General features: G+C 54.3%; 14 protein-coding genes and 3 tRNA genes. 10 read left to right on the forward strand and 7 right to left on the reverse strand.

From position 1 onward, the window contains the following. Positions 1 to 10: 10 nt before the first annotated feature. From queF to xni, 3 genes are all read left to right on the forward strand, one after another. On the forward strand, positions 11 to 856 hold the full coding sequence (queF, locus tag A6A26_RS22295; RefSeq protein WP_063880769.1) for an NADPH-dependent 7-cyano-7-deazaguanine reductase QueF: 846 nt from the start codon (positions 11 to 13) through the stop codon (positions 854 to 856). Between the two features lie 169 nt (positions 857 to 1,025). Beyond that, positions 1,026 to 2,390, forward strand: a complete 1,365-nt coding sequence (gene ppnN, locus A6A26_RS22300) for a nucleotide 5'-monophosphate nucleosidase PpnN (protein WP_014605152.1) — start codon at positions 1,026 to 1,028, stop codon at positions 2,388 to 2,390. 33 nt (positions 2,391 to 2,423) lie between these two features. Continuing rightward, positions 2,424 to 3,182, forward strand: coding sequence for a flap endonuclease Xni (gene xni / locus A6A26_RS22305; protein WP_063880770.1), 759 nt, complete (start codon positions 2,424 to 2,426; stop codon positions 3,180 to 3,182). 39 nt (positions 3,183 to 3,221) lie between these two features. Here the strand turns inward: xni and rlmM are convergent, their stop codons facing one another. The 4 genes from rlmM to A6A26_RS22325 form a co-directional block, all read right to left on the reverse strand. Continuing rightward, positions 3,222 to 4,322, reverse strand: coding sequence for a 23S rRNA (cytidine(2498)-2'-O)-methyltransferase RlmM (gene rlmM / locus A6A26_RS22310; protein WP_063880771.1), 1,101 nt, complete (start codon positions 4,320 to 4,322; stop codon positions 3,222 to 3,224). After that, positions 4,315 to 4,710, reverse strand: a complete 396-nt coding sequence (locus tag A6A26_RS22315) for a DUF423 domain-containing protein (RefSeq protein WP_063880772.1) — start codon at positions 4,708 to 4,710, stop codon at positions 4,315 to 4,317. The genes rlmM and A6A26_RS22315 overlap by 8 nt, the downstream gene beginning before the upstream one ends. 51 nt (positions 4,711 to 4,761) lie before the next feature. Then, positions 4,762 to 5,679, reverse strand: a complete 918-nt coding sequence (locus A6A26_RS22320) for a transcriptional regulator GcvA (protein WP_063880773.1) — start codon at positions 5,677 to 5,679, stop codon at positions 4,762 to 4,764. Between the two features lie 335 nt (positions 5,680 to 6,014). Beyond that, positions 6,015 to 6,236 carry a YgdI/YgdR family lipoprotein gene (locus A6A26_RS22325; protein ID WP_063880774.1) on the reverse strand — a complete coding sequence of 74 codons (222 nt, stop codon included), beginning with the start codon at positions 6,234 to 6,236 and terminating at the stop codon, positions 6,015 to 6,017. A gap of 211 nt (positions 6,237 to 6,447) precedes the next feature. On the opposite strand from A6A26_RS22325, the gene csdA reads away from it, so the two are divergent. Next, complete coding sequence (gene csdA, locus A6A26_RS22330; protein WP_063880775.1) at positions 6,448 to 7,656, forward strand: cysteine desulfurase CsdA; 1,209 nt, start codon at positions 6,448 to 6,450, stop codon at positions 7,654 to 7,656. Between the two features lie 2 nt (positions 7,657 to 7,658). Next, positions 7,659 to 8,108 carry a cysteine desulfurase sulfur acceptor subunit CsdE gene (csdE, locus tag A6A26_RS22335; RefSeq protein ID WP_063881241.1) on the forward strand — a complete coding sequence of 150 codons (450 nt, stop codon included), beginning with the start codon at positions 7,659 to 7,661 and terminating at the stop codon, positions 8,106 to 8,108. Here the strand turns inward: csdE and tcdA are convergent. Next, positions 8,105 to 8,905, reverse strand: a complete 801-nt coding sequence (gene tcdA, locus A6A26_RS22340; protein ID WP_063880776.1) for a tRNA cyclic N6-threonylcarbamoyladenosine(37) synthase TcdA — start codon at positions 8,903 to 8,905, stop codon at positions 8,105 to 8,107. The genes csdE and tcdA overlap by 4 nt on opposite strands. 49 nt (positions 8,906 to 8,954) lie before the next feature. Beyond that, complete coding sequence (gene mltA, locus A6A26_RS22345; RefSeq protein ID WP_063880777.1) at positions 8,955 to 10,103, reverse strand: murein transglycosylase A; 1,149 nt, start codon at positions 10,101 to 10,103, stop codon at positions 8,955 to 8,957. 204 nt (positions 10,104 to 10,307) lie between these two features. On the opposite strand from mltA, the gene A6A26_RS22350 reads away from it, so the two are divergent. The 4 genes from A6A26_RS22350 (at position 10,308) to dsdA (ending at position 12,175) form a co-directional block, all read left to right on the forward strand. After that, positions 10,308 to 10,384, forward strand: a tRNA-Met gene (locus A6A26_RS22350). Between the two features lie 61 nt (positions 10,385 to 10,445). Then, positions 10,446 to 10,522 (forward strand) — tRNA-Met (locus A6A26_RS22355). A gap of 61 nt (positions 10,523 to 10,583) precedes the next feature. Then, positions 10,584 to 10,660 (forward strand) — tRNA-Met (locus A6A26_RS22360). A gap of 186 nt (positions 10,661 to 10,846) precedes the next feature. After that, positions 10,847 to 12,175: a D-serine ammonia-lyase gene (dsdA, locus tag A6A26_RS22365; protein ID WP_063880778.1), complete on the forward strand. Its 1,329-nt coding sequence runs from the start codon at positions 10,847 to 10,849 to the stop codon at positions 12,173 to 12,175. A gap of 141 nt (positions 12,176 to 12,316) precedes the next feature. Here the strand turns inward: dsdA and amiC are convergent, their stop codons facing one another. Next, positions 12,317 to 13,561 carry an N-acetylmuramoyl-L-alanine amidase AmiC gene (amiC, locus tag A6A26_RS22370; protein WP_082875220.1) on the reverse strand — a complete coding sequence of 415 codons (1,245 nt, stop codon included), beginning with the start codon at positions 13,559 to 13,561 and terminating at the stop codon, positions 12,317 to 12,319. A 233-nt stretch (positions 13,562 to 13,794) separates the two neighbouring features. On the opposite strand from amiC, the gene argA reads away from it, so the two are divergent. Further along, entirely contained in the window at positions 13,795 to 15,123 is a 1,329-nt protein-coding gene (argA, locus tag A6A26_RS22375) for an amino-acid N-acetyltransferase (protein ID WP_063880779.1), read from the forward strand. Positions 15,124 to 15,140 lie beyond the last annotated feature (17 nt).

Consider the following 15,140-nt stretch of genomic DNA (forward strand, 5'->3'; position numbering starts at 1 on the left):
GGTAACCGTTATGTCTTCTTATCAGCCGGACCCGGCGCTTAGCAATCTGACGCTGGGCAAGCCCACAGCTTATCACGATCGCTACGACAACAGCTTATTACAGGCGGTGCCTCGCAGCATGAACCGCGAGCCGCTCGGCCTCTATCCTGATAACCTGCCCTTTACAGGTGCTGATATCTGGACGTTATATGAACTTTCGTGGCTCAACAGTAAAGGTGTTCCGCAGGTTGCGGTGGGCGAAGTGGTGCTTGACGCCCGGAGTCACAATCTTATCGAGTCCAAGAGTTTCAAGCTCTATCTTAACAGCTTTAACCAAACCCGCTTTGCCGACTGGGGCGAGGTACGCCAAACGCTGGAGCAGGATCTGCGTGCCTGCGCGGAAGGTGACGTGCGTGTTGCGCTGTTTCGGTTAAATGAAATTGAGGGCCAGCCTGTCGGGCACTTTGCGGGCGACTGCATTGATGAGCAGGATATCGAGATTGAAGATTATGGCTTCAATGCCGATTATCTGGTTGATGCTGCTGGTCAGGAGCGGGTGGACGAAACGCTGGTCAGCCATCTGCTTAAGTCTAACTGTCTGATCACCAACCAGCCTGACTGGGGCTCGGTGATGATTCGCTATAAGGGCCCACGGCTCAATCGCGAAGCGCTGCTGCGCTACATCATTTCATTTCGTCAGCATAATGAGTTTCATGAACAGTGCGTTGAGCGTATCTTCAATGACCTGATGCGTTTTTGTCAGCCGGAACAGCTTACCGTTTACGCACGCTATACGCGCCGTGGCGGACTGGATATCAATCCCTGGCGCAGTAACGTGGCCTTTACGCCCGGTCATTCTCGTCTGGTACGTCAATAGTTTGCGAGATATTTCTCAGGAAGTCAGTCAACTATCCGGTTCCACTTGAGCAAGCCCTGCCCACAAGGCTACTCTGGGCAAGGCGGTAAACAGTGGATTGCCGACCAGGGATTTTCGTCACTGCATTTGCAGTGTCAGCAATCACCCTCGCGGGTGCAAAGGAGTTCATTTGATTACACATGTCAGCCCTCTTGGCTCTATGGATCTGCTCTCCCAGTTGGAAGTAGATATGCTGAAGCGCACAGCCAGCAGCGATTTGTATCAACTCTTCCGTAACTGCTCGCTCGCCGTGCTCAACTCCGGCAGTCAGACTGACAGTAGCCATGAACTGCTGTCGCGTTTTGAGAACTTCGATATCAACGTGCTGCGCCGCGAGCGCGGTATCAAGCTGGAACTGATCAATCCGCCCGAAGAGGCCTTTGTAGACGGCCATATTATTCGTTCACTGCAGGCCAACCTGTTTGCCGTGCTGCGCGATATCCTGTTTGTTAACGGCCAGTTAGCCAGCTCTGGACGCTTACCCTGCGCAGAAGACAACGATTCGGTCATGATTACCAACACCGTGTTTTCCATTCTGCGTAATGCCCGGGCATTACACGTGGGCGAATATCCCAATACCGTTGTCTGCTGGGGCGGCCACTCGATTAACGCGGTGGAATACCAGTACTGTCGCAACGTGGGCACGCAGTTGGGCCTGCGCGAACTGAATATCTGTACCGGCTGTGGTCCGGGCGTGATGGAAGCCCCAATGAAAGGCGCAGCGGTAGGTCATGCTCAGCAGCGCTATCGCGACAGTCGCTTTATTGGTTTGACCGAGCCGTCGATTATCGCGGCTGAACCGCCTAATCCGCTGGTGAACGAACTGATCATCATGCCGGATATCGAAAAGCGTCTGGAAGCGTTCGTGCGTATTGCACATGGCATCATCATCTTCCCTGGCGGCGTAGGGACGGCAGAAGAATTCCTTTATCTGCTGGGTATTCTGATGAATCCCCAAAACGAACATCAGGTTCTGCCGCTCATCCTGACCGGGCCAAAAGAGAGCGCGGACTATTTCCGTGTGCTGGATGACTTTATTGTCAGTACGCTTGGGGAGCAGGCACGTAAGCATTATCAGATCATTATCGATGATGCCGCCGAGGTCGCCCGCCTGATGAGAAAAGCCATGCCGCAGGTGAAAGAGCATCGCCGCGAAACGGGTGATGCCTACAGCTTTAACTGGTCAATTCGCATTGCTCAGGATTTGCAGGTGCCCTTTATGCCGACCCATGAAAATATGGCTAACCTCAATCTCTATACCAATCAGCCGCCGGAAAAACTGGCTGCCGACCTGCGCCGGGCGTTCTCCGGTATCGTTGCGGGTAACGTGAAAGAGATGGGCATCCGCGAAATCCGCGAAAAAGGCCCTTATAAACTGCACGGTGATGCCGACATCATGCACCGCATGGATGAACTGCTACAGGGCTTTGTGGCACAGCAGCGTATGAAACTGCCCGGTACTGCCTATATCCCGTGCTACGAAATCATTAAGTAAACCAGGAGGCAGCCTGCGGGCTGCCCTTACCTTATGTCACATCACTTACTTATTGTTGATGCACTCAATTTAATTCGTCGCCTGCATGCCGTGCAGGGCACGCCCTGTGTGGAGGGCTGCGTTGCGGCGTTGCGCCAGCTTCTGGGACACACGCGCCCCTCACATGTTGTGGCAGTGTTCGACGGCGAGGCCCGTCATCAGGGATGGCGGCATCAGTTGTTACCCGACTACAAAAGTGGCCGACCGCCGATGCCGGAAGAGTTACAGGCTGAAATGCCAGCCCTGCAGGAGGCTTTTCGGGCGGTGGGCGTCAGTTGCTGGATTGCCGAACAGGATGAAGCCGACGATCTGGCCGCCACGCTGGCGGTAAAAATGGCGCGAGCTGGCCATCAGGCCACCATTGTTTCTACCGATAAGGGCTACTGCCAGCTTCTCGCTCCGGCGATTCGCATCCGCGATTATTTTCAGAAGCGCTGGCTGGATTTGCCGTTTATTGAAACCGAGTTCGGCGTTGCACCGTCCGTTCTGCCCGACTATTGGGGATTATGCGGCATCAGCAGCAGTAAAATCCCAGGCATCGCGGGCATTGGCCCTAAAAGCGCCCGGGAGCTACTGCTACAGTTTGGTTCACTGGAAGCTCTGTATCAGCAGTTGGATCAGGTTCCGACAAAATGGCGTAATAAGCTGCAATCAGGCCAGGAGATGGCGCTTATCAGCCGCGATGTTGCCCGGCTGAAGCAGGATTTAGTGCTGGAAGGGAATCTGAATTTACTGCGTTACCATGGCGATTAACATCACCAGGCCGGGCGCAAGGGCACCCGGCGGTGGTGATTAGCGCTCGTCGCGACGGCCACCCATGGCAGCCCAGATACGACGGATGTGCACCGTCACTTCTTCACGATCGTGGTAGAGCTGGCGCGCGCGAATCTGCGCATTGATCCCATTTTCAGTGAGGCGCTCCTCGATCATGGCCAGATTCTGCGTCACTTCTTCATAACGCTTCTTCATGGGCAATTTCAGGTTAAAAATGGCTTCCCGGCACCAGCCATTCACCACCCAGTCCGCCATCAGATTCGCCACGCGTGCAGGTTTTTCCACCATGTCGCACACCAGCCAGCTGATGTTGGTGCGGGGCGGACGGAAGCGGAAACCGTCTTCACGTTCATGGAACACCTGTCCGGTATCCATCAGGCTCGGTGCCATAGGACCGTTGTCCACCGCATAGACCATCATGCTGCGCTGAACCAGTTGATACGTCCAGCCGCCAGGACAAGCGCCCAAATCGACAGCATACATCCCGCTGCCTAAACGCTCATCCCACTCATCGGCTGGCACAAAAACGTGAAAGGCTTCTTCCAGCTTAAGCGTTGAGCGGCTTGGCGCGTCAGACGGAAACTTAAGACGCGGAATGCCCATATAAAATGGCGAATTGTTTTCTGGCAGCGAATAGCCCACGTAACAGGTGCCGGGGGCGATAAAGAACACATGCACCACCGGGCGTTTTGGGCTTTCGTAGTTGAGCAGAATGTTGCTCTCACGCAGGCTGGCACGTAACGGCACGGTAAACTTACGGCAGAATTTGGTCAGCTCTTTTGCCTGGTTGGTGTCCGGAACTTCAACACGCAGCTCTCCGCCTTTCTCCACCACGCCGCTTAACATGCCAACGATGGGCGAAATGCGATCTTCCTGAGGCAGATCGCGCAGCAGTTCACCGACGACCAGCATCTGGCGGGCGAAAATCAACGTGTCGAACGGCAGTTCACGGATCAGCCTTTCCGCATCAGGCTGCTGATAACATTCAAACAGAACATAACCGGCGTCCTCTTTTACCCGAGGAAAGCCGTAAACGTTATGCTCTGCAGCTTTAGCACTAATTTCTGCTGCACACTCTTTTTCAAAGCCGGAGCGGCAATACAGTAAAACTTTATTCATGGCGTTCTGCCTTGGTTTTAAGACGCAGCGCGCCAATCAACATCAATAGCCAGCCAGTCAGGAAGAACAATCCCCCGACGGGCGTGATAAAGACAAAAAACGTTAAATGCGACAGCGCCAGCGAGTAGAGGCTGCCGCTGAACAATACGGTTCCCAGCGCCATAGACGCACTGCTCCAGTAAAACCAGATGTTACAGCGATACAGCATCGCCGCCCCCAGCCCCAGTACAGCCAGCGTATGGTAAGCCTGGTATTCCAGCCCGGTGTGAATCCAGGCCATTTCAGTGGCGCCCAGCGTTTTATTCAACACGTGAGCACCAAAAGCACCAAATGCCACCAGGAAAAAACCGCTGATGGCCGCAAAAATAAACATGGCACGTCTGGACATCAACCTATCCTCAAGGTGCGTTTGCAGGTCCCTGCAAAAAAATCAAAAACATTACTGATCATAACGAAAGCGGAATTTTTCTTGTTCGGTTGCCGCTTTGGCGAGAATCCACTGTCGAAAGGCGGCTATTTTACCCAGTTCTGCCTGACTGTCATGACAAACCAGATAAAAAGCATTTTTGCTCACCAAAACGTCATTAAACGGACAAATCAACCGTCCCGCTTCAATTTCGCTTTGCGCCATGACGTTATTGGCTAATGCCACGCCCTGTCCATGAATAGCCGCCTGCAGCACCATGGCGCTGTGACTGAAAATGGGGCCCTGTTGCACGTTGATGTGCTGAACGCCCAACTGGCGAATATAGGACTGCCAGTCGCGGCGCGAGGCATCATGTAGCAGGGTAAAGCGGGCAAGATCCATGGGGGTTTTAAGCGGATTCTCCCCGGTCATCAGCGACGGAGAGCACACCGGCAGCAGGTATTCTGCATAGAGTTTCTCTACCCGCAGTCCGGGCCAGTTGCCCCGGCCATAGAAAATCGCCACATCCACATCATCAGCCAGTTTCTCTTCATCCCGGTCCACCGCCTGGATACGGACATCAATGCCCGGATAAGCCATATTAAAGCTGGAAAGGCGCGGCACCAGCCATTGAATAGCAAAACTCGGCAGCAAACTGACCGTGAGCGCGCCTTTAGCACTGCGTGCCTGCAGTTTGCGCGTGGCTTCATTGAGGGCAGTGAAAATTTCTTTGATGTCCAGGTAGTAGCTTTGCCCTTCTTCCGTGAGCAAAAGCGAACGATTCCTCCGCCTGAACAGCTTTAATCCCAGAAAATCTTCCAGCGATTTAATCTGATGGCTGACGGCAGCCTGGGTGACAAACAGCTCTTCAGCGGCTTTTGTAAAGCTTAAATGGCGTGCTGCGGCATCGAATACCCGCAGTGCATTAAGGGGAGGAAGACGTTTTGACATGGTTTTCCGTAGCCAGCCTGGCAAAAAATACGCGAACTAATACAAAGGCATTACGTATTAGAATTTATAATCCGAGACATTATAAATTGTCCGTTGAGGAAGCTCCAGCAAATACCTATAGTTGCGCTACTTCCAGAGCCGGAACGAAAAGTTTTTAGATTTGTGAGTGAGTTCGCAGATTTTCTGAAAACTTTTGGCTTGTGGTCGTGATGTTGTGTTTGCAATTTTGATCTGACCTTTACAGATCAAGCTTTTTAATTCCTGTAGATTTACCCTGTCTGTCCATTGTGATATTGAGTAGCACCGCAAATTGCGGTGCTTTTTTTATGCGCTGACTACTTCGTTTCAACCATCTCTTTCACATCTGAACGGTTAATTTGCTGCTCATTGCCATTCGCATCTTTATAGCTGATCATACCGGTGTCAGTATCGACCTTTGGTTTGCCTTCTGCGACGATCGTGCGGCCATCATTGGTATGCATCACGTAGTTGCTTGAACAGGCAGCCAAAGTAAAGGCCATTGTACAAACGGCCAACATTGCGGCGAGTTTTTTCATCTTCTATCTCCTTGCAGATTGATTGCACCAAACCCCCCGCGTTACGCTGACCAAAGAGACGGTCAAGTGGGATCGACTGTAAGTATGTCGTATCGCCATGCGGGTTAAGTTTATACCTTGCAATACTCAGCATAACCCGCTTTTCCAGCTTTGCCAGACAGATAGCCATCTTTCAGCCTTAATCTGAAAATTAACAACCTATGAGCCACGTATGAGCGCCTTCAATCCTTCTTCATTTCGTCAGCAGTTTCCAGCGCTAAACGATGCCGGTGTTTATCTCGACAGTGCCGCTACCACGCTGAAACCGCAGGCGGTGATAGACGCGACGCAGCAGTTCTACAGCCTGAGCGCCGGTACGGTCCACCGCAGCCAGTTTGCTGCCGCACGCCAGCTGACAGCCCAGTACGAACAGGCGCGTGGCACGGTGGCGCACTGGCTTAATGCCGCCAGCGATCGCCAGATTGTGTGGACGCGCGGCACCACGGAGGCGATTAACCTGGTTGCCCACGGCTGGTTAGCCCCGCGTTTACAAGCTGGCGATGAAATTATTGTCAGTGAAGCGGAGCATCACGCCAACCTGGTGCCCTGGCTGATGGTCGCCCAGGCCAGCGGTGCCCGGGTGGTGAAATGGCCGATTGGGCCCGATCGCCTGCCAGATATGTCACAACTGCCCGGATTGATTAACAGCCGGACTCGCCTGTTGGCGATCGGACAGATGTCCAATGTGACCGGCGGCTGTCCGGATTTAGCTCAGGTTATCGCGCTGGCCCACGCGGCAGACGTAAAAGTCATGGTGGATGGCGCGCAAGGTGTGGTGCATTGCCCGCCGGATGTGCAGGCGCTGGATATTGATTTCTATGCCTTTTCCGGGCACAAACTTTACGGGCCAATGGGCATCGGCGTGCTGTACGGGAAAGCCGAACTGCTGGAAGAGATGATTCCCTTACAGGGCGGCGGTAAGATGCTGACGCAGGTAGATTTTACCGGTTTTACCCCGCAACCGGTGCCCTGGCGTTTTGAAGCCGGTACGCCAAATGTTGCGGGTGTGACCGGGTTAAGCGCTGCGCTCAGTTGGTTGCAGCAGCTTGATATGCGCAAAGCCGAGATGTGGAGTCAGCAGTTAGCCAGCCTTGCCGAAGAGCAGCTTGCTGAGCTGCCCGGCTTTCGAAGCTTCCGCTGCGGCAGTGCCAGCCTGCTGGCCTTTGATATTCAGGGCATTCATCACAGCGACATCGTGACGCTACTGGCAGAGCACGGTATCGCCCTGCGAGCAGGCCAGCACTGTGCTCAGCCGCTCATGGCGGCGTTAGGCGTTGAAGGCACGTTACGCGTTTCGTTTGCACCTTATAATAATCTTCAGGATGTGGATGCGCTGCTGCGCGCCATGCACAGCACCATCGCATTGCTATCGGAGTTTTGATGATGACCGCCCCCCTGTTAGCGCCCCACCCGTTCGGTGTGGAAATAACCCCGGCTGATTTGCAGGCAACCTTTTCCCGCTTTCATCAGTGGGAAGATCGCTACCGGCAGTTGATTTTGCTGGGTCGGCAGTTGCCCGCTTTACCCGACGCGTTAAAAACGCCGGATATTGAGCTGAGCGGTTGTGAAAACCGCGTCTGGTTCGGCAGTCAGCTGTGCGAAAAGGGTGCTCTGCACTTTTATGGTGACAGCGAAGGTCGCATCGTGCGCGGTTTGCTGGCCGTGCTGCTGACCGCGGTGGAAGGCAAAACGCCCGCGCAATTGCTGGCGTCCGATCCGCTGGACCTGTTTGAAGAACTGGGCCTGCGCGCCCAGCTCAGCGCCTCACGCAGCAGTGGCCTGAAAGCGCTGGCTGACGCCGTGCAACAAAGCGCACAGCGGTTGCTGGGTTAAGCCTGGCGCGCCGCGCGCGCCAGGAACTTCTTCAGGGCATGGGATACCGCCACAAAGCCGAAGGTGGCCGTCACCATGGTTGCCGCGCCAAACCCCGATTCGCAGTCCATTCTTTTCGGCCCTTCTGCCGTGCTACGTGAGGCGCAAACCGTGCCATCCGCCTGCGGATAAACCAGCGCCTCGGTAGAAAACACACAGTCGATGCCCAGCTTGCCTTTGCTGTTCTTTACCACACCTGACTGCTTCAGACGCTCGCGCAGTTTGGCCGCAAGAGGGTCCTGAATCGTTTTGGCCAGATCGCTCACCTGGATTTGCGTCGGATCGATTTGACCTCCCGCGCCGCCGGTTGTGATCAGTGGGATCTTATTGCGCCGACACCAGGCAATTAACGCGGCCTTGGGGCGGACGCTATCGATGGCATCGATCACATAGTCGAAATCGGCCGCCAGCAGCGTGGCCGTGTTGTCTGGAGTAATAAAATCATCAATGCACACCACCTCACAATCAGGATTAATTGTGCGCAGGCGATCCGCCATCACTTCCGTTTTGGCTTTGCCCACGTTGCCGCTAAGCGCATGTATCTGACGATTGGTATTGGTGATACAGACATCGTCCATATCGATCAGGGTTATTTTGCCAATCCCGGTGCGCACCAGCGCCTCTGCGGCCCAGGAGCCAACGCCACCAATACCGATGACGCAGAAATGCGCATCGGCGAACAGCTGCAGCGCCTGCCTGCCATAAAGACGTGCCGTACCACCAAAACGCTGGTGCCAGGCATCGTTTAACACTTTCATAATTAAACCTGTTACAGAGTGCGGGCCAGCGCGCCCGCAGCATCAAGAATTAGTTAGCACCTAACAGCATGGTGCCGTTGTTACCGCTCTGAGCATTGCTAAACAGCGGCTGCCCAGCGCCAGGCGCAGACTTCAGCACCCACACGCGACCATAGTGGTTATAGAAACCGGCAAGATGAGCAGCATCCGGCCCTACGCCCTGATAAATATCGAAGTGCTGACCTTTAATTGCACCACCCACATCCAGCGCCACCATCATCCGCATCTCATATTTACCGTTGAATTTGCCCTTTTCATTCAGCTGCGGCACTTCTGCCAGCAACACCGTTCCGGCAGGAATCAGTGAACGATCTGATGCCACAGAGGCTTTCGCCACCAGCGGTACAGCGCTGGCGCCGCGTACCGGCACGTAGGATTCAGGTTTGAAGAAGACAAATGAAGGATTGGTTTCTAACAGCGCACGCACTTCCTCTGGGGAATGCTCATCCGCCCACTGGCGAATCGCCTGCATGGACATGTCTTCACGCTTAACTTCGCCACGGTCAATCAGCTCTTTACCGATGCTATGATAACCCCAGCCGTTTTTCCCGCCATAACCAAAAAAGCTCATCGGACGACCGTCGCCGAAATCGACGTAGCCACTGCCCTGCACATCCATAATGAAGTTATCAATAAGTGAATTACTCCAGGCAATCACATAACGATCGTCTAACCCACCACTATATATAGAAGAACGACTGGGCAGCTTTTGTCCGCGTTTGCGTGGCGGCATCCGGTAAATAGGGTACTGGAACTCGCCCTGTCGCGTGTAGCGCGCCTCGACCACCGGTGTGTAATAGCCCGTGAACTGCACGTTGCCGTAATTATCGGTGCCTTCCATCTGAAACGCATTCAAACCAAACTGCCGCAGCTGACGCGTATCGCCACCGGCTATCAACCAGTTCTCGACCGCACTGTACGTACTGTTGTTGCGACCAAACAGGGCAGATGACGTGGACTGAATCTGCCGCACCTGTTCGCCAAAATCTCTGCCATTGACCGGACGGCCTTTGGCGTTGGGTTGATTGACCAGGGCAAGGGGCTGCTCCAGTTTACCGTCTTTATACTGTTGACCCCGATCGGTTGGCTTAGAACTACAGCCAGCCAGCAGCGCTAAAAATGCGCCAGTAAGTGCATACTTCGCCCAATGTCCTTTCATCTTCATCTCTTTTTATGACTGTTCGCCACGCGACGATAGCAAAGCCGTCATCATAATGAAATCCATCCTGTTTGGTCATAATGGATATCGGTTCAATAAATCATCAAACGGGGGAATCCTTCAGCAATTAACAGCAAATTTAGCCTTTTAGGGCAAAAAGGGGTTGCAACAATCATCGTGCGGAGTATAGTGCGCATCCACGGACGCGGGGTGGAGCAGCCTGGTAGCTCGTCGGGCTCATAACCCGAAGGTCGTCGGTTCAAATCCGGCCCCCGCAACCAATTCTTCTGTGATAGTGCTCAGACAGAAGAAACAATGTGAAAGTCGCTATGCGCAATCGGACGCGGGGTGGAGCAGCCTGGTAGCTCGTCGGGCTCATAACCCGAAGGTCGTCGGTTCAAATCCGGCCTCCGCAACCAACGCTTCTGTCACTTTGCTCAGACAGAAGACACAATGTGAAAGTCGCTATGCGCAATCGGACGCGGGGTGGAGCAGCCTGGTAGCTCGTCGGGCTCATAACCCGAAGGTCGTCGGTTCAAATCCGGCCCCCGCAACCACTTTAAACACCTGAAAGGGTGTTTTTTTGTATCTGAATTCCGCTGAACGACACAAGCCCACCGCTTTCCCCCTTTTAATCTCTTATAAAAACGCCCCATCAGACCGAAGGTTATTCGTGCCGCAGGTATTGCTCTGGCCGATACATTTCTGCTTTCATGATTCATTCGGACACCAAAAGGTCTGGTATGAATAATCTCAATATTGCTGCTCTGACAGCTCAGTACCCGCAGGTCGCGGAGTTAATCGCGCTCAACGAAACCACCTGGTTTAATCCCGCCACGACCAGCGTCGCGGAAGCCCTTCCTCATGTTGGCCTGACGGCACAGGATGTGAAAGAGGCGCACGATCGTCTGAACCGGTTCGCGCCTTTTATAGCGCAGGCCTTTCCGGAAACCGCCGTCACGGGCGGCATTATTGAGTCAGAGATCGTCGCCATCCCGACGATGCAGAGGCGGCTGGAACAGGCATACGGACAAAAAATTGCAGGTAAGCTGTTATTAAAGAAAGACAGCCACCTGCCGATTTCTGGCTCGATTAAAGCCCGTGGTGGGATTTATGAAGTGCTGACTCATGCCGAGAAGCTGGCGCTGGGCGCAGGTTTGCTGACCAGGGAAGATAACTACAGCAAGCTACTTTCCCCTGCCTTCAGGCAGTTTTTTAGCCAGTACAGCATAGCCGTGGGGTCAACCGGCAATCTCGGGCTGTCGATTGGCATCATGAGCGCCCGCCTCGGCTTTAAAGTAACTGTGCATATGTCGGCGGACGCCCGGGAATGGAAGAAAGCCAAACTGCGCAGTCACGGCGTCAGAGTGGTGGAATATCAACAGGACTATGGCGTGGCAGTCGAGCAAGGACGTAAAGCAGCAGAATCTGACCCGGACTGTTTCTTTATTGACGATGAGAACTCCCGCACGCTGTTTCTGGGTTATGCGGTTGCCGGACAGCGCCTGAAGGCACAGTTTGAACAACAGGGACGCGTGGTTGACAGCAACCATCCCCTGTTTGTGTATTTACCCTGCGGCGTGGGCGGCGGCCCCGGCGGCGTCGCCTTTGGTCTGAAGCTGGCTTTTGGTGAACACGTTCACTGCCTGTTTGCCGAACCAACCCACTCTCCCTGCATGCTGCTGGGCATCATTACCGGTTTGCATGAGGGTATTTCAGTGCAGGACATCGGCATCGACAATATCACGGCGGCAGATGGACTGGCGGTGGGTCGGGCTTCCGGCTTTGTTGGCCGGGCCATGCAGCGCCTGCTGGACGGGCTTTATACGCTTGACGATCAAAGTATGTATGACATGCTGAGCTGGCTGGCGCAGGAGGAAGACCTGCGGCTGGAGCCTTCGGCGCTTGCCGGTATGGCTGGCCCCCAGCGCGTCTGCGGTGCCGCGGCTTACCTGCAACTGCACGGTTTTACCGCGACGCAGCTGGACCAGGCGACACATCTGGTCTGGGCCACGGGCGGCGGGATGGTGCCGGAAGACGAAATGGCACGCTACCTGGCGAAGGGCCGCTGAGCACCCGGGCAGCCCTGCTGCGCCCCGAAACGGACATCGGGATGCGCGATTACGCACGCTGCATCCGGGCCTGACGCGCCTTTCACCGCCTGACGGCAGGCCGGGAAACGCAGTAGCAGCCTGTTTCCCCCGGCCTGCGACTCAGCGGTGAGCCAGGGCGGCACCGCTTTTGAAATAGGCTTTAATCCCTTCCAGTATCGCCTCTGCCACCTGATGCTGATAGCGCGTGGTACGCAACTTACGCTCTTCTTCCACATTACTGATGAACGCCGTTTCCACCAGGATAGACGGAATATCGGGTGCCTTAAGCACGGCAAAGCCGGCCTGATCCACGGTACGTTTGTGCAGATGATTGATGCGCCCCAGACGGTGCAGCACTTCTTTGCCAAACTTCAGGCTGTCATGGATGGTCTGGCGCTGCACCATATCAAACATGGTGTGATCCAGATAGCGGTCGCCACTCATGCTGACACCGCCAATCTGATCGGCTTCGTTCTGGCTGTGCGCCAGGAAACGCGCCGCAGCAGAGGTCGCGCCGCTGGTAGAAAGGGCAAAGACTGAAGAACCGCGCGCGGCCCGGCTGGTGAATGCATCCGCATGGATAGAGACAAACAGGTCAGCACGTTGCTTGCGCGCTTTGGCGACGCGCACCCGAAGCGGAATAAACACATCTTCGTTGCGGGTCATGTAAGCCTTCATGTTGCGCTCTTTTTCGATCAAGGTTTTCAGCCGACGACCAATCTTCAGCACGATATCTTTTTCGCGGGTTTTGTATTTACCATGCGCGCCGGGATCTTCGCCGCCATGTCCAGGATCGATCATGATGATAATGGGTCGATCGCGTCCGGCTTTACCGGGTAAAGGCTTCTGCACCGTCTCATTTTTTTCCAGATCGCCCTGGTTGTAATCTTTAAGTAACGCCAGTAAAGGATCATCTTCAACCATATCCTGACTGGGATAGAGATCGACCACCAGTCGGTGCTTGATGGTGGAAACCGGGGCAAGGCTGAAGATTTTAGGGGAAACGTTACGCTTTAGTTCCAGTACCACGCGCACGGTGTTGGCATCAAACTGCCCCACTCTGGCGCTTTTAATAAAAGGATCGTCAACGCGCACGTGCTTATTCACGCTCTTTAGCACCGCGTTGAGATGCAAGCCATCAATATCAAGCACCAGTCGGTCAGGATTCGTCAGGGCAAACTGCTTGTATTTAAGTGCGACGTTCGATTCCAGCGTCATACGCGAGTAGGTTGAAGAGGGCCAGATGCGCACCGCCAGAATATGACGGGTGGCAGCCATACTCACGCCACTGACGCTGAGCAGTAACAGCGCCCCCGTACCTTTTAATAATCGTCTACGTGAAACCAGGGGATTACCTTCCGACATGCCACTCCAGCTGTTATATAGTGTTTAAAAAAACGGCAGCCAAATAAAATGGCGGCGAAAACTTTATCCAATCCTCCAGGTAATGTCACCCCGGAAACCCCAAATAATGCAGGCTGTTAGCGGCATTAGCATCAAGAAAAACGTAAATTATCGTCAGGATTAACGCTTGCAAAATGGCAGTCAAAAGCATAAAAATACACAAAATACGAATAAACATTCACTGAGGGTTAGCCGTGAAGGAACGTAGTACTGAACTGGTTCAGGGTTTTCGCCATACCGTTCCCTATATCAATGCGCATCGGGATAAGACATTCGTCATCATGCTTGGCGGTGAGGCCATTGAGCATGAGAATTTCTCCAGCATCGTCAACGATATCGGCTTGCTACACAGCCTTGGCATCCGTTTGGTCGTGGTCTATGGCGCACGTCCACAGATTGATGCCAGCCTGGCGGCACATCAGCTGGAACCGGCTTACCACAAATATACCCGTGTCACCGATGCATCATCGCTGGAACTGGTCAAACAGGCGGCAGGTCGGTTACAGCTGGACATCACTGCCCGGCTCTCAATGAGCCTCAATAACACGCCGCTGCAGGGTGCACATATTAACGTGGTGAGCGGTAACTTTATTATCGCCCAGCCGCTCGGCGTGGATGACGGGGTAGACTACTGCCACAGTGGACGCATCCGCCGTATTGATGAAGAGGCCATTCATCGCCAGTTGGATAACGATGCCATTGTGCTGCTTGGCCCGGTCGCGGTGTCAGTGACCGGTGAAAGTTTTAACCTGACGTCCGAAGAGGTTGCCACGCAGTTAGCGATTAAGCTCAAAGCCGAAAAAATGATTGGCTTCTGTTCAGAACAAGGCGTGATCGATCGTGAAGGCAACATCGTCTCCGAACTCTTTCCCAACGATGCTCAGGCGCGTATTGATGAAATGGAAAGCGATGGCGATTTTCTGTCGGGCACCGTGCGCTTTTTACGGGGCGCGGTAAAAGCCTGTCGCAGTGGCGTGCGCCGCAGCCATTTAATCAGCTACCAGGAAGACGGTGCGCTGCTGCAGGAGTTATTCTCGCGCGACGGCATCGGGACACAGATCGTAATGGAATCGGCCGAGCAGATCCGCCGGGCAACCATCAACGACATCGGCGGCATTCTGGAGCTGATTCGCCCACTGGAACAGCAAGGCATTCTGGTTCGCCGCTCACGCGAACAGTTGGAAATGGAGATCGATAAATTTACCATTATCCAGCGCGATAACCTGACCATAGCCTGTGCCGCGCTTTATCCGTTTATGGATGAAAAGATTGGTGAAATGGCCTGCGTCGCAGTGCATCCGGATTATCGCAGCTCGTCACGCGGTGAGCTGCTGCTGCAGCGCGTCGCGCTTCAGGCACGGCAAATGGGGCTGGAGAAACTGTTCGTGCTGACCACGCGCAGTATTCACTGGTTCCAGGAGCGCGGCTTTACGCCGGTGGATATTGAGTCGCTGCCAGAAAGTAAGAAAGAGATGTACAACTATCAGCGCCGTTCAAAGGTGCTGATGGCCGATTTAACCTGACCGTCAACCGGGCGGCC

This window comes from Pantoea sp. OXWO6B1 (assembly GCF_001641135.1).
Lineage (GTDB): Bacteria > Pseudomonadota > Gammaproteobacteria > Enterobacterales > Enterobacteriaceae > Pantoea > Pantoea allii.